Source organism: Brevibacillus daliensis (assembly GCF_021245735.1).
In the GTDB taxonomy this organism is placed as follows: domain Bacteria; phylum Bacillota; class Bacilli; order Brevibacillales; family Brevibacillaceae; genus Brevibacillus_B; species Brevibacillus_B daliensis.
Genome location: NZ_JAJISB010000049.1, coordinates 1 through 20287, shown reverse-complemented (window position 1 = coordinate 20287; position 20287 = coordinate 1). Strand labels below are relative to the sequence as shown.

General features: G+C 36.9%; 28 protein-coding genes and 2 pseudogenes. 12 read left to right on the top strand and 18 right to left on the bottom strand.

From position 1 onward, the window contains the following. Positions 1 to 716: 716 nt before the first annotated feature. Positions 717 to 1568, top strand: coding sequence for a discoidin/SUN/FTP domain-containing protein (locus LM917_RS23280; protein ID WP_232700099.1), 852 nt, complete (start codon positions 717 to 719; stop codon positions 1566 to 1568). Positions 1569 to 1585: 17 nt separating this feature from the next. Here LM917_RS23280 and LM917_RS23275 read toward each other — a convergent pair whose 3' ends face one another. Genes LM917_RS23275 through LM917_RS23265 form a run of 3 tightly spaced genes read right to left on the bottom strand, consistent with a single transcriptional unit; the run spans position 1586 to position 2390 of the window. After that, the gene (locus tag LM917_RS23275; RefSeq protein ID WP_232700098.1) at positions 1586 to 1942 is read right to left on the bottom strand and encodes a YolD-like family protein; all 357 of its coding nucleotides are present in this window, start codon (positions 1940 to 1942) and stop codon (positions 1586 to 1588) included. Between the two features lie 12 nt (positions 1943 to 1954). Beyond that, on the bottom strand, positions 1955 to 2197 hold the full coding sequence (locus LM917_RS23270) for a LexA family transcriptional regulator (RefSeq protein WP_232700097.1): 243 nt from the start codon (positions 2195 to 2197) through the stop codon (positions 1955 to 1957). 4 nt (positions 2198 to 2201) lie between these two features. Continuing rightward, the gene (locus LM917_RS23265) at positions 2202 to 2390 is read right to left on the bottom strand and encodes a hypothetical protein (RefSeq protein WP_232700096.1); all 189 of its coding nucleotides are present in this window, start codon (positions 2388 to 2390) and stop codon (positions 2202 to 2204) included. 204 nt (positions 2391 to 2594) lie between these two features. Between LM917_RS23265 and LM917_RS24530 the strand changes: the two genes are divergently transcribed. The 4 genes from LM917_RS24530 to LM917_RS23250 all read left to right on the top strand — a co-directional run bounded on the left by LM917_RS24530 (position 2595) and on the right by LM917_RS23250 (position 3901). Further along, a complete protein-coding gene (locus LM917_RS24530; RefSeq protein WP_255668554.1) occupies positions 2595 to 2726 on the top strand; it encodes a hypothetical protein in 132 nt (43 codons plus the stop codon). Between the two features lie 225 nt (positions 2727 to 2951). Then, complete coding sequence (locus LM917_RS23260; RefSeq protein WP_232700095.1) at positions 2952 to 3167, top strand: helix-turn-helix transcriptional regulator; 216 nt, start codon at positions 2952 to 2954, stop codon at positions 3165 to 3167. Positions 3168 to 3178: 11 nt separating this feature from the next. Further along, positions 3179 to 3382 carry a hypothetical protein gene (locus LM917_RS23255; RefSeq protein ID WP_232700094.1) on the top strand — a complete coding sequence of 68 codons (204 nt, stop codon included), beginning with the start codon at positions 3179 to 3181 and terminating at the stop codon, positions 3380 to 3382. A gap of 45 nt (positions 3383 to 3427) precedes the next feature. Continuing rightward, on the top strand, positions 3428 to 3901 hold the full coding sequence (locus LM917_RS23250; RefSeq protein WP_232700093.1) for a hypothetical protein: 474 nt from the start codon (positions 3428 to 3430) through the stop codon (positions 3899 to 3901). 263 nt (positions 3902 to 4164) lie between these two features. Here the strand turns inward: LM917_RS23250 and LM917_RS23245 are convergent, their stop codons facing one another. From LM917_RS23245 to LM917_RS23230, 4 genes and pseudogenes are all read right to left on the bottom strand, one after another. Further along, complete coding sequence (locus LM917_RS23245) at positions 4165 to 4665, bottom strand: hypothetical protein (protein WP_232700092.1); 501 nt, start codon at positions 4663 to 4665, stop codon at positions 4165 to 4167. Between the two features lie 189 nt (positions 4666 to 4854). Further along, a complete protein-coding gene (locus LM917_RS23240) occupies positions 4855 to 4992 on the bottom strand; it encodes a hypothetical protein (RefSeq protein ID WP_232700091.1) in 138 nt (45 codons plus the stop codon). 1 nt (position 4993) lies between these two features. After that, positions 4994 to 6364, bottom strand: coding sequence for an N-acetylmuramoyl-L-alanine amidase (locus LM917_RS23235; RefSeq protein WP_232700090.1), 1371 nt, complete (start codon positions 6362 to 6364; stop codon positions 4994 to 4996). After that, a pseudogene (locus LM917_RS23230) lies at positions 6364 to 6504 on the bottom strand (phage holin family protein); the annotation flags it as partial. The gene LM917_RS23235 and the pseudogene LM917_RS23230, both read right to left, overlap by 1 nt. A gap of 612 nt (positions 6505 to 7116) precedes the next feature. Here LM917_RS23230 and LM917_RS23225 point away from each other — a divergent pair. From LM917_RS23225 to LM917_RS23215, 3 genes and pseudogenes are all read left to right on the top strand, one after another. After that, positions 7117 to 7215: pseudogene (locus tag LM917_RS23225) on the top strand (helix-turn-helix domain-containing protein); the annotation flags it as partial. Between the two features lie 13 nt (positions 7216 to 7228). Further along, the gene (locus LM917_RS23220; protein ID WP_232700089.1) at positions 7229 to 7702 is read left to right on the top strand and encodes an ImmA/IrrE family metallo-endopeptidase; all 474 of its coding nucleotides are present in this window, start codon (positions 7229 to 7231) and stop codon (positions 7700 to 7702) included. A 57-nt stretch (positions 7703 to 7759) separates the two neighbouring features. Beyond that, on the top strand, positions 7760 to 8932 hold the full coding sequence (locus LM917_RS23215; protein WP_255668552.1) for a site-specific integrase: 1173 nt from the start codon (positions 7760 to 7762) through the stop codon (positions 8930 to 8932). Positions 8933 to 9043: 111 nt separating this feature from the next. Here the strand turns inward: LM917_RS23215 and glnA are convergent, their stop codons facing one another. From glnA to LM917_RS23185, 6 genes are all read right to left on the bottom strand, one after another. Further along, on the bottom strand, positions 9044 to 10375 hold the full coding sequence (gene glnA, locus LM917_RS23210; protein ID WP_232700088.1) for a type I glutamate--ammonia ligase: 1332 nt from the start codon (positions 10373 to 10375) through the stop codon (positions 9044 to 9046). 48 nt (positions 10376 to 10423) lie between these two features. Beyond that, positions 10424 to 10831 (bottom strand): MerR family transcriptional regulator, encoded by a 408-nt coding sequence (locus LM917_RS23205; protein WP_232700087.1) that lies wholly within the window; start codon positions 10829 to 10831, stop codon positions 10424 to 10426. A gap of 380 nt (positions 10832 to 11211) precedes the next feature. Further along, on the bottom strand, positions 11212 to 12474 hold the full coding sequence (locus tag LM917_RS23200) for a methionine gamma-lyase family protein (RefSeq protein WP_232700086.1): 1263 nt from the start codon (positions 12472 to 12474) through the stop codon (positions 11212 to 11214). Between the two features lie 21 nt (positions 12475 to 12495). Next, the gene (gene hflX / locus LM917_RS23195; RefSeq protein ID WP_232700085.1) at positions 12496 to 13785 is read right to left on the bottom strand and encodes a GTPase HflX; all 1290 of its coding nucleotides are present in this window, start codon (positions 13783 to 13785) and stop codon (positions 12496 to 12498) included. Between the two features lie 258 nt (positions 13786 to 14043). Continuing rightward, a complete protein-coding gene (locus tag LM917_RS23190; protein WP_232700084.1) occupies positions 14044 to 14625 on the bottom strand; it encodes a hypothetical protein in 582 nt (193 codons plus the stop codon). 478 nt (positions 14626 to 15103) lie between these two features. Further along, positions 15104 to 15427, bottom strand: coding sequence for a helix-turn-helix domain-containing protein (locus LM917_RS23185; protein ID WP_232700083.1), 324 nt, complete (start codon positions 15425 to 15427; stop codon positions 15104 to 15106). Between the two features lie 223 nt (positions 15428 to 15650). Between LM917_RS23185 and LM917_RS24525 the strand changes: the two genes are divergently transcribed. Genes LM917_RS24525 through LM917_RS23175 form a run of 3 tightly spaced genes read left to right on the top strand, consistent with a single transcriptional unit; the run spans position 15651 to position 16522 of the window. After that, complete coding sequence (locus LM917_RS24525; protein ID WP_255668548.1) at positions 15651 to 15773, top strand: hypothetical protein; 123 nt, start codon at positions 15651 to 15653, stop codon at positions 15771 to 15773. A 1-nt stretch (position 15774) separates the two neighbouring features. Continuing rightward, positions 15775 to 16215 carry a CPBP family intramembrane glutamic endopeptidase gene (locus LM917_RS23180; protein ID WP_232700082.1) on the top strand — a complete coding sequence of 147 codons (441 nt, stop codon included), beginning with the start codon at positions 15775 to 15777 and terminating at the stop codon, positions 16213 to 16215. Further along, positions 16196 to 16522, top strand: a complete 327-nt coding sequence (locus LM917_RS23175; protein ID WP_232700081.1) for a hypothetical protein — start codon at positions 16196 to 16198, stop codon at positions 16520 to 16522. Before LM917_RS23180 ends, LM917_RS23175 begins: the two co-directional genes overlap by 20 nt. A gap of 47 nt (positions 16523 to 16569) precedes the next feature. Here the strand turns inward: LM917_RS23175 and LM917_RS23170 are convergent, their stop codons facing one another. Continuing rightward, complete coding sequence (locus LM917_RS23170) at positions 16570 to 17166, bottom strand: hypothetical protein (protein WP_232700080.1); 597 nt, start codon at positions 17164 to 17166, stop codon at positions 16570 to 16572. Between the two features lie 450 nt (positions 17167 to 17616). On the opposite strand from LM917_RS23170, the gene LM917_RS23165 reads away from it, so the two are divergent. Further along, on the top strand, positions 17617 to 17892 hold the full coding sequence (locus LM917_RS23165) for a hypothetical protein (RefSeq protein WP_232700079.1): 276 nt from the start codon (positions 17617 to 17619) through the stop codon (positions 17890 to 17892). A gap of 255 nt (positions 17893 to 18147) precedes the next feature. Here the strand turns inward: LM917_RS23165 and LM917_RS23160 are convergent, their stop codons facing one another. The 4 genes from LM917_RS23160 to LM917_RS23145 all read right to left on the bottom strand — a co-directional run bounded on the left by LM917_RS23160 (position 18148) and on the right by LM917_RS23145 (position 20235). Beyond that, positions 18148 to 18285, bottom strand: a complete 138-nt coding sequence (locus LM917_RS23160; RefSeq protein ID WP_232700078.1) for a hypothetical protein — start codon at positions 18283 to 18285, stop codon at positions 18148 to 18150. Between the two features lie 675 nt (positions 18286 to 18960). Further along, positions 18961 to 19104: a hypothetical protein gene (locus LM917_RS23155; protein WP_232700077.1), complete on the bottom strand. Its 144-nt coding sequence runs from the start codon at positions 19102 to 19104 to the stop codon at positions 18961 to 18963. 251 nt (positions 19105 to 19355) lie between these two features. Further along, on the bottom strand, positions 19356 to 19700 hold the full coding sequence (locus LM917_RS23150; RefSeq protein WP_232700076.1) for a hypothetical protein: 345 nt from the start codon (positions 19698 to 19700) through the stop codon (positions 19356 to 19358). Positions 19701 to 20016: 316 nt separating this feature from the next. Then, complete coding sequence (locus LM917_RS23145; RefSeq protein WP_507236595.1) at positions 20017 to 20235, bottom strand: YorF family protein; 219 nt, start codon at positions 20233 to 20235, stop codon at positions 20017 to 20019. Positions 20236 to 20287 lie beyond the last annotated feature (52 nt).

The window sequence follows — 20287 nt, the reverse complement described above, 5'->3', positions numbered from 1 at the left end:
CACACTCAAAACATTTTTTCTAAGGGGGCAAAAAGACTAATCATGATAAACCTCGATTTTGCCCCCTCATAGCAAAAACCCCTTGCAGCTATTGCGCAAGGGGTTTGCCACTTCTTACAGTGACATATATTGATTACGCTCCCACTCGTGAACACGTGTACGGATTATAGACAAGCTTTTCATTATGATTTTTTGTATTGATAAATCCCCATTAAATCAACATTTTGTGTAATCTGGATTTCATATGGTTTAATAACCGTTCATGAATTTGTGGGTGTTTTGTGGGTGAAATTGTGGGTGATTTTAAATACTGTATAGGGTATATTAATTTAAAGCAAGCAAGTTGTCGGTATTCCATGTTTTTGTATTTGATGTTATGTCAAAGACCGCTCAGATAATTTGGGCGGTCTTCTCTTTCTAAGTCTTTTCAATTTTCACCACGTCATAACTGGTATCCACCAGAAATCCTCGTCATTCTTTAGTTTGATTTACTGGAATTCATGGTCAAATCTTTCCACCCATCCCCAAACACGTCTGATTCATATATTATGAAATAAATAATTTTTGCTTATCTTAAATAAAATAAAATTTTTAAAAATATACAAAATAAACCATAATTATTTGCATATTTATCAATTAATGTTTTGTTTAATTAATTTTATTTTCGTATACTGCAACTGTGTCGGCCGATATAATACATATTATTGGAGGAAGTAATGTTCTTATCAAAATGTAAAAAACTCGTATTAACTGTATTTATGTTCGCACTTGTTATTTCAGGTCAAAGTTTCGCATTTGCAGAAGATGAATATTCGGAAAATCTAATCCCTATGATGTCTAGCAATTCTTCTACTGAGGGAACAGCTTCTTCTAGCAGTGTGTGGAGTAGCGGTCATCAACCGTATAAAGCATTTGATTATGTGAACAGCAATGTTGGTTGGGTTACCGCAGCAGGCTATCCAAATGGCTGGTTAGCATATGAATTTCCTAATGAAACCATTGTGAATAAATATACTATTCGTGCAATACCCAATAGTGTATCATCTAATAAACATAAGGAAAGTCCAAAGACATGGACATTTGAAGGATGGGATGGAACAGCATGGGTTGTATTAGATCAACAAAGCAATGTTTCAGATTGGCAAGAGGATATTAAAAAAGAATTTACATTTACAAACAATAATTCATATAAAAATTATCGAATTAACATAACTGAAAACAATTCAAATGGTGCGGCTCCTTATTATGTTGGAATTGGAGAAATGGAGATGATGAATAAAATTTCATCGACACCAGATCCTAACCCAAAACCAGATCCTGAACCAAAACCAACAGGAGATAGAGCATTGGTTGTAATTAATATGGTCAGTGGTGCAACTAAGGAATACGATATGTCTGCTAATGAAGTAGTTAAGTTTGTTGAGTGGTATGAAGGAAGAATTTCAAGAAGTGGTAATGAGGCTTACATGATTGCTAAAGATTTTAATGTGGGTCCGTTTGCAAGTAGAAAAGAATTTATTAGTTATAGTCATATTGAGAGCTTTGAAATAAAAGAATACAGTAAGTAATTTTTAAAGCCCTGATCTTAGCATCGGGGCTTTCTCTTATCTACAATATAGACAATGTCATCCACAGGAATCAATTTATAGCCTTCGTCATTTTTAAGCTTAATCCGTTTATAAGCAGAATCAAAATCAACAACCCAGCCCCAGAAAGTTTCTATGACTCCACGGTTCCCTTTTCTTGATTCCCACCAGCTCACTGTTAAGGCGTAATCGAACTGGCGTGAATCAGTGATCCGGTAACAAAACTCTGTCAGCTCATCCTCTTCCAAGATAGGCTTTTCAATAAGTTTTTTATCCTCATGCATGCGTTGAAGAGCTTCAACATGCTCAGACATCATGAAACGTCCCATTGTAGGATTATCTAGCTTAGAAGCCATTCCGATATCCCCCTATAAGTTATTATTTTTCCATAAGCCTTGTCGTTCCCATGCTTCTAATAGTGCCATCTCGTTAGGTTTTTCCTTGGTCCAGATAATATATGTTTCCTTATGCAGAACTTCCAGCACCTCCATTATTCCCTTGCGATTTCTTCCTGTTTTTGTACATAATTCATCGATCGTGGGGAATCTACGTCTACCCGCTGAATAGTTTCCGATTACCCTCAGCACTTTCCGTTCAATATCTGAAAGCATGCTGTCATCCCCTTACTGGTTGCCATGATAGTATGTTGTCTACATAAAACGATCGCCATTCTCCTGTGCTTTCAGATGTCCCCCAAACAAGCCCATCAGCAATACTTTTTACACATATTCGCCTTTGCGAGAGCTTCCCTTCACGTGACATATAGATGATTTCCAGTTTTCGACCTATGTACTTTGTTGGCATCCTACTCACTCCTACCAGAACATTTGTTTGTGTTTATTATATGCGAACACAACGCGAACAGTCCATTGTTTTATTTTGACAAATACCCCAATCTGATTAAAAAGAGTACAAGGTTTTCTATCAAAAAACTTTCAAAATATTAAAAATATTTATTGTACTTTGTACAACATTATTGTATAATTAAATCATAAGGAGGTGAACAACTTGGAGTTTAAGGATTGGTTAGCATTAATCGCCTTCCTCTACGTGATCTTCAAAGATCGTATAGAGCCGAAACTAAAAAGGCGATTAAAAAAGAAAAAGCGACGCTCCCGGCAAGGTAAACGTCGCAAATAGCTCGAAAGAAGGAGGTTTTACCCTCCTTCTAATAACCAATCTTACTTCAAGTATACCATGAAATCAAAGAGAATAGACGTACGGAACCTGTTGTCAGCTCGAGGAATTCTTGGAATTGCATTAGCAATTACTTACTCCCCATCCGATGCCTGGTGGCAACAAGGAATACTAATCGTGACAGTTGGATACTTTCTAATCACAGCATTACTAGGAAGGAGAGATTAAATGCAAGTCAACTTAGATGACCTCATGGGATTTGGTGAAGTATGCGAAATGACTGGTAAGACAAAGGGATATATTCAAGAATACATGCGAAGAGGTAACTTTCCTGAACCTATCAAACGTCTCTCCTGCGGCCCATTGTGGCTGCGGGAGCAGATTCAGAATTGGATTGATACTCCAAGAACTCGTGGACGTAAACCCAAAACTGATCTGGAATGAGGTAGATAGATATGAAATTTGGCATGCGAAAACCAAGTTTAAAGAAACGAATATCAGCACGAACAAGTATTAAACGCCAGGTTGTCCATCGAGCTGGATTGAAAATGCCGAAAGGTTGGGGCTGGTTGAAAAACCCTAAAAAGGCTGCCTATAACAAGGTTTATAACAAAACGTCATTTGATATCTTTAAGATCATAAGAAAGCTGTTTAGATAAATAAACTGTTAATAACTCTATTATTAAATTTGGGAGGTTTATATGTTGAAAAAAATAGTCATGCTATCGGTTACTATAATCGTAGCTTTTTATGCGGTTTTTTATTTTATGGATAAAGATGAATATACAACATTTGACAAAGTTGTATTTGATAAGATAAATGAAGATGATCTAATTTGGTTTACTATCGAAAACCATTCTGAAAACACAATGGTATCCATAAGAGATAGGGTTGTTATAGATAAAATATTGAAAAACTTCTCAGGCGTAGAATTAAAAAAAGTAAGTGAAAGCGATGTTCCATTGTCTAAAAGAGAAGGTTATGAAATAATAATAGAAATCATTCAAGATGGAAAGGTTGCTATTTCTACCTATCACAGAGATAACTCCATTACTATATATAACAAACATAACAAACCTAAAAATAATCGTCAATATTATCATATAGTAAATGGCATAGATCTAATAACACCAACATTAAAGATAATTAAAGAAGAAAATCTTGAATGGATACAATGAAACAACCGAGAAAGTAAGTTGAATACGAAGCGAAAAAAAATCCCTCCTTCGGTTATCCGTTGGAGGGTGACCAATAACATACTATTTTAATCTTTAATTATTTTAGCTATATTGTAATAGCTTGATTAATTTCAAACCCTACTAAGCCAAGTAGAGCGGTTCCACCACCAACTCTTTTTTATGTGGAGCTGTCCAAAGTAACATCCTGGGGTATAAAACGTTGACATACCCAAACTGGTCTGTTTGACAACCCTTCTTCCGCTTTATTTTAATTGTTGTTCAAGCGTTTGGTCGATCGGAAAATTCACAGAATATTTTTCGAGTAGGGGTTCAATTTGGACTCTAAAGTCTTTCTTTGCTTCATGATGTTTTATCGTATTCTCATTTGAGTCTAGTACAAATTTGTCTTTTACAATTGTATCATACGCAACCTCAACGGTCTTTGCGTATGCACTGATCGCTTCACCAAATTTCTCATGTGATGGCTTGAACTCTTCGCTCGGTGGCTCGATGAGTTGAAAATCGTTATATACTTTTTGCGAACGATTAAACAATTCTTCAACTTTTTTTACACCCTCTGGATCGTCAATATCGATGGGTCCAAATTCAATCTTTATTTGCATCTCGCTATTGTAAAGTTCGGCAAGGCTATTCATATATTCTTGCACCTTTTCCTTATTCACTTCGTCTGCATTGCCGCACCCCCCAAGAACGAATGACAACACCATAACTCCAACTATGAGCGCATATTTTTTCACTTTCAAATTCATTCCTCCACCATTAAATTCATTTTATTCAGATGTATTCCGAGCAATTCAATCTAGCGATTCAGATGGCAACTTAACTTTAACAATAATTATATTCTAACTTTTTTAATAATTTTCGTCTATTAAATAAAAATAAGCCAGCCTCTTTAGATAAGAGAACTGGCACAGTATTAGAGGGTTTCGTCATTACAGCAACGATTCTATAGCTTTAAGCAAAGCGTCAACTTGTTCCTGATTAAAAATTCCATACCCAATTGCAATTGCAAACAATCCAGATGCGATTGTAATTACTGCCGTTTTATTTTTCTTAAACCATGTTTTCATATTACTTCTCTCCTTTTCTAATACGATTTATCATTGATAGAGCTGCTCCCCAACTAATCGGCTTGTCCAATTCGTGAGAGTGGTCAGAGTTGATTAATCCTGCCTGTAAAAGCTCATCATGATCTTTCTTTGCCCAGTGTTCATTGGTTTGTTTTTCTGATAGATTCATGGCTTTAGCAATCCCCTCTGCTGTGGCACGAGCCACTTTGTTTATGAATTGGTCGTCACGCAATAGTGCAGACTCTGTTGGATTTGAAATAAACAAGTACTCTAGCAGAACAGCATCCATGTGGGTATCACGTAATACCTGCAGGTCTTTCTCTTTCTTGCCTCGATCTCTTATGTTGTATTCCTTTAATAAACTAGCTACCTGGTCATGAATGATATCTCGAATCTGACCAGTTTTTTTAGCTGATTGATTTGGGTATACGAATGACTCAAATCCGTTTGACTCTGAATTAAAAGAGTTAAGATGCAAGCTTACAAACAGCTTGGCTCCTAATCGGTTAGCTAACTTTGCCCTATCTCCCAATGAAACAAATGTGTCATCTGCTCTAGTAAGAGGTACATTTACGTTGTACTCAGCTGACAAGATTTTGTGTACTTCACTACCAATCTTGAGCACATAATCTTTCTCTTTCATCTCACCATTAACTGCACCAGGATCACTTCCGCCATGTCCGAAATCCAATACTAGAATCGGTTTTTTCACAGTATCCACACCTCCTGTTGATGGTTTCTCAGGTAAAACTCCCTTTCTGACTACAATGGCAGAGCTGATTGGACGCTCATATCCCTGTTTTGGAGAATGACCAAGGTTGTAGGTAACACTGCCACCGCCATCTAAATTAAGTGCTTCAATACATCCCAATTCGAGCATTAGGCTTGCAAGTTGTCCCAAAGAATAGTTAGTCTTTGTTGTTACAAGCAATACAGTACCGTCAGCCTTAACACCAATTGCGCTTCGTTTAGCATAATTGCGCACATCTGCAGGTGTTCCTTCCGTGCTTGTTCGAATATCTTTTTTACCATCTGCTATAATCTGCGGTGTGCCTTGGAAGGCAAGCTTAATAGCCCCAACGTTATTTCGATCAATCTTCTCGATAAAGGGACGACCACTTTTAGGCACAATAAAAGCGCCCCACTTGGCAGCGCTGACTGTATCTCGTATTATTTTCCCATCTCTAACTAGGTAGCCAATCGGTTCGTATTTCCCATTTTTCATAGAAGCGAATGGACCATTCTGGCGGTAAACCACATTCCTATCACTGGTGGCGATCTCGGATACTGACATGCCCGGTTCAATCTGAAGATCGATCTCTTGTCCTGTTGATACCTCGAAGACTGTGAAGTACTTTTCCTCACGAAACATTACTTTGCACCACCTTTATCTTTCAATACTTCAACCGCCTTGCGGATTACATCAGGTACAGGTAGCCCTATACGACCAGCATTCTCTAGAATAGAAAGTAATTCATTAGCCATATAGAAAAAGATTGTAGCATTTCGGATAAGTTTGCGGGAGGACTTATCTATGTCTTTAGTAGAGCGTATCCAAGATTTATGCGGTAGCAAAAATACCACTTTGATAGGATTAGAAAGGGAGATTGGGCTTGGAAGAGGCACTATCCGTAATTGGGATAAAAACTCCCCTTCTGTCGACAAAGTACAAAGGTGGCCGAATACTTTGGTGTCTCCACTGACTATTTGCTTTACGGATTCGATAAAAGCGAGTTCACATCGTTTATCAATTTGGTTAGGTACAGAAGATCGATAAAGGAGTTTGCCTTAGATACAGGCTTGGATGAATTTTATTTAAACAGGCTATGTTCGGGTGTCGAGTATAAGCAGCCATCTATTGACACCGTTTTGAAGATAGCTGTTCATAATGAAAACGATTGGCTGGTTGACGCCAAATCTCTTTTCAAAGCTGCGGGATACGATCTGGAAGAAATGTGTGACGATTTATTGGAGGACATTCCCCTAGAATTATTGCATCACTACCAAGAGCAGGGCATGTCTGAAACTGAAATGGTGATAGCTTATACAAGATTTAGGGAAGCTGAATCTGAAGATGCAATGTCAGAACCAAGAAATACAGAAGAGAATTCAAGCTATGAACCTGAAACTATAGCTGCCCACCACGATGGCGAAGAATGGACAGAAGAAGAGCTGGAGACCATTAGGAAATTTAAAGAGTTTATAAAATCACAACGTATATAACAGGAGTGATTAAATGCTATATGACCAACTTCTGAGTGAGACAGAAGCTAAAGTTTTTGAAAAGGACATACCTCTGTCCATTAAAGGTCTGTATGGTGACAATGTAATTTGGATTAACAAAAGGATACAGTCGAGAACAGAGAAAGCTTGCATTCTTGCCGAAGAAAACGGACACCACTATACTTCGAGTGGTGACATACTTAAGCAAGAATCTATCAAGAACCGTAAACAAGAGAAAAGGGCAAGGAATTGGGCGTATGAAAAACTCATCCCGATTTCAACTTTTGTACAAGCACACTTACAAGGAATTCGAAATCGCCACGAGCTTGCTGATCACCTGGGCGTCACAGAGGATTTTCTTGATTCAGCGATTAGACACTTTCAAGAAAAATACGGTTTGCGAGCTCCAGTTGGTGATTACACTGTCATATTTGAACCATTAGGGGTCTTAGAGTTGTTTAAGGAAGTTTATGCTTTCCAGCTGTAAGGCTGTTTATTATAGATTGAAACAGAACATACATTCCCACTTAAAGGAGGAATCTTTTTGGCTAGTTTTAGAAGACCTACTTGCACTTGTGAAAACCCCAAGAAATGTAAGTGCGGTTCAAAATGGGAGTACCGAATTCGGTATAGGGACCCTTTCACTCAAAAATTCAAAGAGAAATCACAGCGAGGATTTTCAACAAAAAAAGAAGCTCAGTTAGCCGCTTCTGAATTTGAGAAGAAGATTATGGAGGGTTTTGAACAAGAAGACATTAAGTTAGCAGATTTTCTGTACACTTGGTTAAATGAGTACAAACAAGGAACGATTAGAAAAAACACTTATACACTACACCAAAGAAATATTGATAACCAGATAATACCCTATTTCAAAAACATCTATTTGAAAGATTTAAAGCCAATTATGTACCAAAAGTTTCTCAATGAGCTCTCTGAGAAAGGCTATAGCAAAAGGACTGTAGAGATGGTCCATACAACTATGAATAATGCTCTTAACAAAGCATTAACTTTAGATAAAATTACTAAAAACCCTTGCTCTGGAGTAACAATTAAAGGACAGGTTAAGGTTCAGAAAATTAAATTTATCGAATCAAGTAGCATTCCGCGTTTCTTACAAGCAGCCTACCACTACGACTATATATACTGGATCTATTTCAAGTTGTTAATTGAAACCGGTATGAGAAAAGGAGAAGCAGCTGCATTACAATGGACAGACATCGATCTAAAACAAAAGAGCATTTCCATTAACAAGACATTGGACTTCTCTGCTAAAAATCAAAATGAACTTTTTGGTGACACAAAAACCTACCACTCAATAAGAACCATCCGAATTAGCAACACTTTAACCAATGATTTGAAAAATCATATTAAATTCCAAAATCAAAACAAATTAGCTCTGAATGATTTATATCAACATGATTTAAATCTGGTACTGTGTAAAAAAGATGGTAATTTCATACCTAAGTCTTCCCTATTCAATGCGTTTTCACGGATATTAAATCGTGCCGAAATCCCAGCAATGCCGATACACTCTTTAAGACATACCCATGCGGTTCTCCTTTTAGAAACAGGTACCGAAATGAAATACATCCAAGAGAGACTCGGGCATGGCAGCATACAAATTACATCTGATGTGTACGCACATATTTCTAAAAAAATCGAGGCAGATTCGATGGGGAAATTTGAAAACTATATCAGCCAGATTTATGAGAAGTAAAATTAATTGTGGGTGTTTTGTGGGTGAAATTGTGGGTGCGCTAAAAAGATTAAATCACCCACAACAACTAAAAACCCCTCACACTTACAGGCGCAAGGGGTTTGACACATCTTACAGTGACATATATTGATTACGCTCCCACTCGTGAACACGTGTGCGGAACATATCCCATTCAATTTCTTTTGCTTCGACGAAGTGCATAAGTGCATGCTCGCCTAATGCATCGCAAATAACTGGATCAGCTTTTAGTAACTCAATTGCTTCTTTCAGAGTTGCTGGCAAGCTTTCAATTCCGTTTTCTTCACGATCTTCTTCAGACATAATATAGATGTTGCGATCGACTGCAGCTGGTACTTCAATTTTATTTTTGATACCATCCAAACCTGCTTTTAGCATAACAGCAAGAGCTAGGTAAGGGTTAGCTGCTGGGTCTGGGTTACGAACTTCGATACGAGTTCCCATTCCACGAGAAGCTGGGATACGGATAAGTGGAGAACGGTTTTTAGCTGACCAAGCTACATAGCAAGGAGCTTCATAGCCAGGAACCAGACGCTTGTAAGAGTTAACCAATGGGTTCGTAATTGCTGTAAAAGCTCTAGAATGCTTCAGAACACCAGCCAAATAATGCTTAGCATCTTGGCTTAGACCTAATTCGTCTGACTCATCGTAGAATGCATTTTCTTTACCTTTAAACAAGGATTGGTGAGCATGCATTCCGGAACCACTTACACCGAACAATGGTTTTGGCATAAAGGTAGCGTGCAATCCATGTTGACGAGCAATTGTTTTTACTACCAGTTTGAAAGTAAGAATTTGGTCTGCAGCTTTTAGAGCATTGGCATATTTGAAGTCGATTTCATGTTGACCAGGTGCTACTTCATGATGAGAAGCTTCGATTTCAAAGCCCATTTTTTCCAAAGTTAATACGATATCACGACGGCAATTTTCACCCAAATCTAGTGGAGCGAAGTCAAAATATCCACCTTGGTCATTCAGATCGAGAGTAGGTTCGCCTTTGGCATCATTTTTGAACAAGAAGAATTCTGGTTCTGGGCCCACGTAGAAGTTGGTGTAACCCATTTCTTCTGCTTCTTTCATTACTTTTTTCAAGATATAGCGAGGGTCACCTTCGAACGGAGTTCCATCTGTCATATATACATCACAAATCAGACGAGCTACTTTACCAAACTCAGTGCCCCATGGGAATACTACCCATGTATCTAGATCTGGGTACAGGTACATGTCAGACTCTTCAATGCGCACAAAACCTTCAATGGAAGATCCGTCAAACATCATTTTGTTATCCAGTGCTTTTGGCAATTGTGAAACAGGAATCTCCACGTTTTTACTGATACCCATCAGGTCAGTAAATTGTAATCGGATGAACTTCACATTCTCTTCATCTGCTAAACGCATAATGTCTTCCTTGGTATAACGGCTCATTTCTCTTCCTCCTCATCCATATCCCTAACAATTTTCTACCCAATTTATTTAGTGGAAAAACCTAGAAAGCTCTCCACGTGTCAATGCTGCATCACCGAGGCGACTTGCATTGGGGTTCATAATCTGGTGCTTCATCATCTGCAACAATTCTTTCTTGGATAGCTCCGGGCGCTTCTCTGTTTTCTCAGGAAGCGTCGTTGCTTCAATTACAGGTGCTTTCAGTTGAATCACTTGCTTGATTCCAGCAATATTAAGTCCTTTGTCAATAAGTTCCTTGACCTCCAGCAAGCGATCTACATCATTAAAGGAAAATAGACGCTGCTTCCCTTCTGTACGTGCAGGTGTAATCAAACCATGATGCTCGTAGTAGCGAATCTGTCGTGCTGTAAGGTCTGTTAATTTCATCACAATACCGATGGGAAAAAGGGCCATGTTACGCCGAATCGCATCAGTCATTAGGCTTCCCTCTCCTAGAAAGATATTCTTAATTTCGATATCATGATTATATAGCGCTGCAATTAAGCTGTCAATACATGTTAGATAAGCTGACATAAATAATTTTTTCCAAAAAGAATCGTCCTTATACCAGTATGAACGGTAGGATCAACATCCTTTCTCCATTTGGAATTATTAAATTGTGAACTCACCTTCAGTTAGCTTAGATTAACCCTAATTACATTGTTAATATACTTGATTACTTATATTCGTTACTTGTTACTTTTCACTTGTTCATTGCTACTTATTACTCTGACCTAATAAAAAAACAGGCAGACCGATACGATTACGTAACGGTTCTACCTGTCCTGATTATCAACTACCTATTCATGTAAGAGGAACTAAAGTAAATCCTGACTCATCATTCTATCTAAGGCAGTCAAGATCCCTATTTTAACATGTGAGTAGGTTAAGCCACCTTGAACAAAACCGAGGTACGGTGGACGAATTGGGCCGTCAGCTGAAAACTCGATACTTGCTCCTTGAATAAACGTACCTGCTGCCATTATTACCTCATCAGCATACCCTGGCATCTCACTTGGGTAAGGAGTAACATGCGAGTCAACGGGTGCTGCTTTTTGAATGCCTTGGCAAAACGTAATAAGTCTCTGTGCCGTACCAAATTCAACAGATTGGATTAAATCTGTGCGAGGTTCGTGCCAGAGTGGATCAGTTCGAAATCCTAGTTTTTCCAGCACTGCTGAGGAAAAAACCGCACCTTTAAGCGCTTCACCAACTACATGTGGCGCAAGGAAAAATCCCTGGAACATTTCTAGTAAAGAGTACAACGATGCGCCGCCTTCTGCCCCAATTCCTGGTGCAGCCATTCGGTAAGATGCCAGCTGAACGAGCGATTCTTTTCCAACAATATACCCACCCGTTTTTACTAGTCCGCCACCTGGATTTTTAATTAAAGAACCTGCCATAATATCGGCACCTACTTGCAGAGGTTCTTTTTCTTCGGTGAATTCTCCATAGCAATTGTCTACAAAAACGATTAAGTCTGGACGAATCCCTTTTACAAAGCTGATCATTTTTTCAATCTTCTTGATTGTGAAGGAAGGACGATCTGCGTATCCCCGTGAACGCTGAATACCAATCATTTTTGTTTCCGGACGGATAGCTGCTCGTACCGCTTCCTGATCAATTTGTCCATCAGCCGTTAATGGAACATAGTCATAACCGATACCATAATCGCGAAGAGACCCTTGCCCTTCCCCACGTACTCCAACTACTTCTTCTAACGTATCATATGGTTTTCCCGTGATATATAGAAGGTGGTCACCTGGACGTAGAATCCCGAACAGTGAAATCGCAATTGCATGGGTTCCAGAAATAATATGCGGGCGAACCAGTGCTGCTTCACCACCGAACACATCTGCATAAATAGATTCCAATGTATCTCGCCCTGAGTCATCATATCCATATCCAGTTGATGGTGAAAAATGAAACTCATTTACCTCGTGCTTTTGGAAGGAACGCAAAACTTTTAGCTGATTATAATCAACCATTTTCGCAATCTCTTGCTTACGTCCTGTAATCATTTCTTCTACTTCTTCTACGAGCGGACGTAATCGCTCGCCATGGGAAAACAATTGAAACATGTTACTTCTCTCACCTTTCTCTTACCATTCTTCTTCGTTTTGGACAGGTGGATGTACCATAAACGGAATTAATTTTCCAAATATCGGTTCATCAGGTCGAATACGGACATTTACAAGATAAGCAGTGCCATCTTCTGAGTATTCTTGTTCCATCTCAAGACCAGCTCGATGCAACATAGAAAGAACATCTCCACGCTCCATAGGAATGATCAGTTCAACCATATTATACCCGGTCAATACAATGCCTTCGATCTGGTCCAACAGGTTTTTGAGATCTTGGTCATGTAACGCTGACATCTGAATGGAGTTTTCCGCACGTGGTAAATAACGACTTCCCTCCAGTAAATCAGCCTTGTTATACACGACCAATTGAGGAATGTCCTCCGCTTTTAAATCCTTCAAAACCTTGTCGACCACTTCCATATGAACTTCAAAATCGGGATGATGAACATCAACGACATGAAGGATTAAATCTGCCTCTTGGACACCCTCCAATGTAGAACGAAATGCTGCAATTAATGCTGTAGGTAAATCCTGAATAAAACCAACCGTATCTGTTAACAGTACTTCTTTGCCACTTGGGAGTTCCAGTTGTCTAGTCGTAGGATCAAGAGTCGCAAACAATTTATCTTCTTCTAAAATATCTGCCTCGGTTAAACGGTTGAGAAGCGTTGATTTACCAGCGTTGGTATAGCCAACAAGTGCAATCTGGTAGGTCTGATTTTTTTTTCGTCTCTCCCGATGCAGGTTACGCGTGCGTACTACTTCGTCCATCTGTTGCTTTAATTCACCGATTCGGCGGCGAATATGACGACGGTCTGTTTCCAGCTTCGTTTCACCTGGTCCGCGTGTTCCGATACCTCCACCTAGTCGTGATAACTGATTCCCTTGACCTGCAAGTCGCGGCAACAAGTAATTGTATTGTGCTAATTCCACTTGAATTTTACCTTCTCTGGAATGAGCGCGTCCGGCAAAAATATCAAGGATCAATTGGGTTCGGTCGATTACTCTGCAATCAAATGTTGCCTCCAAATTACGATTCTGGCTGGGAGACAATTCATCATTAAAAATAATGACATCCACATCAAGCTCTTCCGCTTGCTGAGCTATTTCTTGGATCTTACCACTCCCTAAATACCAAGCGGAGTCAACACGATCCCGATTTTGAGTAATCACGTCTAATACATCCACACCCGCTGTACGAGCCAGTTCACCCAGTTCTTCCAGTGACAGGCGCATTCTTTCTTCATTGCGTTGATCTAGTAAGCACCCTACAAGCAATGCTGTTTGTTGCTTATTTATATCGTTCATCGGCTCACTCCGTTCTTTATCTCTTCACCTTGACGAAAATAAAGGGCATCCGATCGCCACAACATGCGATACAGGATGCCACCTGCCTCATTTGTATATTATTACTCAACTGGATCTATCATAACGTGACTCGTTACCACTATACCTTCTTTTTATGGATTTTTCCATCCTTTTCATCATCATCACCAAGTGTTAGCGAAATTATGTTTTAACCAAGCATAACAGGTGTTTATTTTCCAGTTTGATCGACTTGTATAATTAAGATGGGCGTAAAATATCCATTAGTATAGCTATTTCATCCCTTAGATTACTTTTAGAATATTCAATGCATCCATCCTCTTTAATTTTTTCTTTTGGAAACTCTTTACGATGTAAGTAGTAATACTTCAATTTCAGATATCCACTAATAGGAAAGTCATAATTGTACCAAGTATCCTTATATCCTACAATTCCGCACTTCTTTAAAATTAACTCAAGCACATTAATCAATTCGGAAATAAATAAGTTTAATTCGCAGTTTGCTTCAAGTTCGATTTCTGAAGTTCCTATGCTCTTATTGTCAATATCTTGATATGTAGTGATTTTTATTCTTATCGTATCATTATCTACTCTTCTAATAAGCCAGTTTTTACCCGCTGGTTCAAAATCCCAGTCAAAACTGACTTCTTGTCTCACTTCATCACTAGGGACTATTTCATACATTAGGTTTAACAGTCCCTCTACTAAATCAATGAGAGGTTCAGTTAAATAACTTGGAGAGAAATAACAAATCTTATCATCTATTTGAAGAAAAGAATCGGCCCATCCAATACCATTTAGAACATATGAAAATTTCACCATTGAAAATCGTCCTTTCCCCATTAAATCTACATTTTTATTCAGTTTTTTGATGCAAGATATGTTCCTATTATCTTGGGATTGTTAACAGTATTATGGAGAGCTCCGGAATTCCTGGGTCACTTGTTCCTATAAAACCTCCAACTATATAAAGGCAGCTGACTCTTTTACAGCATTCGTAAATTGGTCAAATCCATATGCAATGACAGCAGTTAGCATTGTCAATCCAATTAACAATAGTCCTACAGCTTTACTGTTCATGTCACTTCCCCTTTTATCTTAAGATCGCTTCTTTATTGAATGTATTGATCGGTAAAACTAACATGGATCACTCAATCCAGAGAAGATTTGATCAAACATATTGTTTTCAAACAATCTAAAACTGGTATTTCTAAATAAATTTATTGGTTCATCACCATTTTTTACAGTTCTAACTATCTGTCCAAAAAAGTAAATATTATTTTTTGTTTTTAGTCATTTGTTACTGAATGACTAACCGTTCCACGTTTTGTATCCATTTATCTATTGCCACCTTAGGATAATAAACGGCATTTTCTATTTTTATATGAGGTAATAAACTTCTGTAACTGTTTGTACCATTGTCGAATCTATTTAATTTTTGAACTTCTTCAATACTTATTCCTAAATAATCAGCTAACTCTGATTGCGTTAATAATTGATGTTGTGAAGTTTGCTTTATTGGATTAGTTTGTTTTTCTCTTAAACCATCTGATATTAGCCAACTACCTATTACGAAACACACCGCAAAACAAAAAATTGATAGTGCAACTAAATTATTTTTCATATTGATACCTCTTTGCATCCTTTTTAATATTTCCACAATATAACTTTCCTAATAATTCCACAATGATGTCAACTAAGATACAAGCATGGCGTAATTAATCTTAATTTGATATGACAAAATTCTTATTTCTTTTTAACATCCCGTTTTACTGGTAACCTACTATTTTTCTTACCCGTCATATATGCTATTCAATCGATTAAGAACAAGTATAGGAGCTTCTCTTATGAAAAACACAATTTTACCCCTTCAAGTCATCGCAAAAATAGTACTCACAATCATGGTGGGATTCCTCATTTCGCTTTTTCTTCATGCGATTTTCCCTGCTTCGCTCAAAGATTTTTCCTAAATTGCAATTCTTATCGGAGTATGGATCATCTACTGGCTATTTGAACGAAAACGGCTTTGGCCTAGGATTTGGAGCAAAGGGAAGTTGGAAGCAGTTCGTTATCGGTATAGGAATAGGAGCTTGTACTATAATTCTTTCATGTGTACTCGTCTGGCTTTTAGGTGGTGTACAAATCAAAAGCGTCCAAATAGATATATATTTACTGGTAGCTATTCTTTATACCATTCCCAAGTGGATGATGGTTGCCGTCGTTGAAGAAGGGCTAATCAGAGGATATGTGCAGGGAGTCATGAAGGAGTCATTCGGCCCAAACGTTTCGATTTTTTTCCCTTCTCTGTTGTTTGCATCGATTCATTTGTTCAACATAGGTTCTACCGAGTCACTTCTCCCGATGATATGCCTTTTTCTTGACGGTTTGTTTTTTGTTTTTTGCTATCGTTAAGGAGATGACAGGCACGCTATGGATTCCTATTGGTTCTCATTTCATATGGAACTTCCTTCAATCTGCTCTTGGGTTTGCAGTGTTCGGTGGTGATATTGAGGCGCCTTCTATTGTAAAAGTTCAACCGATTGGGGATACCATACTCTCTGGTGGAGCTTTCGGTGCTGAAGGAAGCTACCTTACAGTCTGTATATTACTGATTACTTTGATAATTGCATGGGGAATGTATCAAAAACATAATGTGAAGGCTGATAGCAGCTTGTTGATCTCCCGTTATATGATGTTTAATCTACTTGTAATAGTTTAGGGCGCTCACATGGGCGCCCTTTTTTATAAATGAAATAATTCATTACTTTACTTTAATGGATGATTATGGTAGCTTCCTGCCCTATAAAAGTTCCCATATGAATCTCTATTAGGAAACCCATCTTTGTGAGCAGCTTTAATAGGCATTCTACCACTACATGAATGACACCATGTCTCAGTTGAACCTTCATAAACATAATGATTTCCTTTATTCATACAGATAGGACATTCATATCTCAATCTAAATCTTTTTTTACCATTGTTATCAATTTTAATACCAGTTGCTATATAATCTGTTGTTGCTTCTTCTTTCGATTCTTCTTTCGATTCTTCTTTTGATTCTTCTTTTGATCCTTCTAACTTTGTTAATCCTTCAATCATTTTCTCTCGTATATCTTCACTACTCTGGATAGGATCTGTTATAGTTTTATCTTCCTCTTGATTCATTGATTCAAAAAAATTGCTATAGGCTTTACCAATCTTATCAAATTCTTTTATAGTATCTAAAATGTCTCTTTCAATCCCAAAGAGATTAAAAACATTTTGGATAATGACTAATTTGGATAATTCATCTGTTTCTTGAAGCTGAATATCTGCTTCCTTACCTTTATCATCTTTAATGGAAATTTTTACAGTTAATGACATGAAATCACCTCGTAGAGTTGATTATAAATCACTAACTCATTACATAGCAATATATACCTGCATATGGAAAAACTTATCTTTTATTTGGATATTATGATTCGGTAGTTTCCTGAGCAGAAATAAAATCACAGGTCATCGTCAAATTGAAATTCAAAAATTTACCGCTATTAAAACAGAGACAGATATCACATTTAAGTAAATAGATGCTATTAAAGCATCTATTTTTATTTCTTTGAAAAAACCAATATAGTTTATCAATTTATATCAGTAGACACATGGTTAATTCATGTCCTCTTCGATAAGTTCTTGTTTTTTTTGAGCAAATAGTAATTATCCTCATTAACCAATTATCAGACCTCGCTGTTCTTTTTTCGATTAATTAATTGACATTATTTCCAAAATATTCTATTATTTAATTATGAAAAATTTAACATTTTTGGAGGTGTATTCATGTTAAGAAAATCCTTAATTGCCATCGCTCTAGTTGTAGTTTCTCTATTTTCCGTTACAGGAGCATTTGCCAATGAAGTGCAATCAAGTAATACTCAAGCAGCAGCCGACAAGTATTGGGCAGTAATCACAAAAAAATTTTCAAGTAACCCCCCAGATACTATTACTTATGATGACGGAAAAGGTTATATTGGTACTTTAACAAGAGGCACTGGCAATTGCTTTCCAAGTTATTGTGAGTGGACATATTCTGGTTGGGTATACTATCAATACTAAATTCAATTCCCCCCTCTCCCCTGGAGTTTAACTCAGGGGATTTTATTTGCTCACATTCCCACTCTAATATAATCTCCAATTGAATTCTCTACTTTAATGCCCCCAAATGGACGTGGCTGTGCAGCCACCAATAATCAAATACCAAAAAGCTCTCTAAAAAATCAATTCCAACTTTCTAGTTTTATCTCTTAATTCATCGTCGTTCATCATAATCTTCAATCATGTCAATAAGTTCAATCTTAAATTTTTCATATTTTAATATTTATTTTTTCTTCTTTCGCCTAATACTCCTCCAAAGTTAAAGCCAGAAAGTCTTGCACTTACTTCTCTACAAATTTTTATTTTATCTTCAACTACTTCTTTTAGAATTTTTAAGTCATCTTTGAATAGCATTTGTATTGCCTCACTTCCAATGAAAGTTATTTTTTATTTGGTTTTTCTATCAATGTATTTGTAACATTCAAACCACAACCATTTATATATTTTTAAATATCTATCATATGTATAGTTTGGGTTATTTGTGTTGTACCAGTTGTTAAATGAGAATTCCCACTTCTGACAATTACAATTTCTTCAAGAAGGAACACAATTCTTTAAATCATTTCGACCATTCAGTATCACATGTTCTTTATGGAACTGCTGCAACAAAAACCTTATGGTCTTCTTCAGAAAGTCCACAATAAGCACCTTGAAAGGAGAAGTATTCTTTGCATGCCAACCATTCTGTTTCTGTAATATTATGGTTTATCTCTTTTCTAATGTTGTTGTATCCAATGAACTTTTCTTTATTGAGCTGATAATACAGTCTATCGTACTCTTTTTTCCTCTCCCGATTTTCTTTTTGCCACTTTCTACTCTAATATTTATCATAATCTTTATTTTCTAAATACCATTTTCGCCTATTTTCTCTTTCGCTGCTCTTTATTAGCATTTCCATGAGCATTACTGATTTGCTTTGTACATGTCCTGCATCTAGCTTGTAATTTATAAACTACTTGACCTTTCTTTCCCACTAATGTCGTACCGTTAATATGTATTTACTTTTTTGGTCGCTGTGTGTACCTCTTCTTAGCTTATTTCTACTACTAGATATAAGTGAATAACTGTTCTATGTTCAATTTCCTCTGGAAATTCATCAACTTCTACATAACCTTCGTATGCTATTTTTAGATATTCTTCAGTATGATCAGTGTAAAACACTTCTACTTTCAATTCCTTAACCTCCTTAATTTTTATTTAATAAGCTTTTAAATCAGTTTTTCTAAATAAGGTTTCCCCACGGTTATAAATTGTTGATCATCTTTTACAAAAAACGTCTGGTCTTTCTCCATTCTCTGAATACATTACTTCTATTGTATTTAAAAGTTCTATGGCTATCTCTTTACTTGCAATTGAGTTCATTTTTCCTCCTAAATTTTATTACTAATATAGTATATATTTTTATTTTATATGACATTCATAGATTAATCTACGAATGAATGGCTATCTGCCATCTCCCCCCTAAGCATTATTAATTCATCAGACAAGCCTGGCTCAGAGGGAAGTTGACGGTCGATTAATAGGTGCACATTTCTTAGCATAACTCTTTTATTTAATCCTTCCAATTTGCCGATAATTCGGTTTAATACAGGTGTTTTGTTTTCACTCAGACTATTATTAATAATATTTCGAATTTCAGAGTTAGCTTTAATAACCACTTTTACTTTAGCTCCTGAATCATTGTTGTTTGGTTTCACAATAACATACTTGATATTATCAATCGGTTCACCGTTCTTATCATAAGCAAAAGCATTTACAATTCTAAACAACTAATCAGCCCATTCCTGTAATATAGCGTAACTTTAATTATAACACTATTACTTTGAAATGTTCGCTTTTTTAAATATTTGTTTTATATGTGTTAATTTCAATCTTTCATCAGTTGTTTCCCAATATTTTTATATAAATTCTCATTCCTCTAAGTGCTACTATAATCTTGGAGGAATGCTGCCATGTTAAACAAACCTAAAAAACCTATGTTGTTGCATAAGTCTGACGCACCACCTGAAGGTAATTTAATTCATCAGCTCAAATTTGATGGTTTTCGCTGTATCATGTCATATGACAATGGAGACATTAGACTCTTTACTCGTCATCAAAACGAATGTACTGCACAACATAAGGTTCGCTAACTACAAATTTGAAGGGAATAACTTTTCCACCGTACACTGGAATAAATGTATCAATAAGTACTCTACCTGTTTCTTCACCATTTTTAATCTCGTCTTTTACACTTCGAATAAACACTTCCACTTCAAACTCTGCTCGTGGCTTTAATTCATCATTCGGTTTTAAACGATTAATAAAATTTGTAGATTGGAGTTAGTATAGTTTCATGGACACATCTTGGTTAAGT

Coding starts and splice junctions, on each gene's coding strand:
- LM917_RS23280 (WP_232700099.1), top strand. CDS start 717: ATGTTCTTATCAAAATGTAAAAAACTCGTATTAACTGTATTTATGTTC.
- LM917_RS23275 (WP_232700098.1), bottom strand. CDS start 1,942: ATGGCTTCTAAGCTAGATAATCCTACAATGGGACGTTTCATGATGTCT.
- LM917_RS23270 (WP_232700097.1), bottom strand. CDS start 2,197: ATGCTTTCAGATATTGAACGGAAAGTGCTGAGGGTAATCGGAAACTAT.
- LM917_RS23265 (WP_232700096.1), bottom strand. CDS start 2,390: ATGCCAACAAAGTACATAGGTCGAAAACTGGAAATCATCTATATGTCA.
- LM917_RS23260 (WP_232700095.1), top strand. CDS start 2,952: ATGCAAGTCAACTTAGATGACCTCATGGGATTTGGTGAAGTATGCGAA.
- LM917_RS23255 (WP_232700094.1), top strand. CDS start 3,179: ATGAAATTTGGCATGCGAAAACCAAGTTTAAAGAAACGAATATCAGCA.
- LM917_RS23240 (WP_232700091.1), bottom strand. CDS start 4,992: ATGAAAACATGGTTTAAGAAAAATAAAACGGCAGTAATTACAATCGCA.
- LM917_RS23235 (WP_232700090.1), bottom strand. CDS start 6,364: ATGTTTCGTGAGGAAAAGTACTTCACAGTCTTCGAGGTATCAACAGGA.
- LM917_RS23220 (WP_232700089.1), top strand. CDS start 7,229: ATGCTATATGACCAACTTCTGAGTGAGACAGAAGCTAAAGTTTTTGAA.
- glnA (WP_232700088.1), bottom strand. CDS start 10,375: ATGAGCCGTTATACCAAGGAAGACATTATGCGTTTAGCAGATGAAGAG.
- LM917_RS23205 (WP_232700087.1), bottom strand. CDS start 10,831: ATGACTGATGCGATTCGGCGTAACATGGCCCTTTTTCCCATCGGTATT.
- LM917_RS23200 (WP_232700086.1), bottom strand. CDS start 12,474: ATGTTTCAATTGTTTTCCCATGGCGAGCGATTACGTCCGCTCGTAGAA.
- hflX (WP_232700085.1), bottom strand. CDS start 13,785: ATGAACGATATAAATAAGCAACAAACAGCATTGCTTGTAGGGTGCTTA.
- LM917_RS23190 (WP_232700084.1), bottom strand. CDS start 14,625: ATGGTGAAATTTTCATATGTTCTAAATGGTATTGGATGGGCCGATTCT.
- LM917_RS23185 (WP_232700083.1), bottom strand. CDS start 15,427: ATGAAAAATAATTTAGTTGCACTATCAATTTTTTGTTTTGCGGTGTGT.
- LM917_RS24525 (WP_255668548.1), top strand. CDS start 15,651: ATGAAAAACACAATTTTACCCCTTCAAGTCATCGCAAAAATAGTACTC.
- LM917_RS23170 (WP_232700080.1), bottom strand. CDS start 17,166: ATGTCATTAACTGTAAAAATTTCCATTAAAGATGATAAAGGTAAGGAA.
- LM917_RS23165 (WP_232700079.1), top strand. CDS start 17,617: ATGTTAAGAAAATCCTTAATTGCCATCGCTCTAGTTGTAGTTTCTCTA.
- LM917_RS23160 (WP_232700078.1), bottom strand. CDS start 18,285: ATGCTATTCAAAGATGACTTAAAAATTCTAAAAGAAGTAGTTGAAGAT.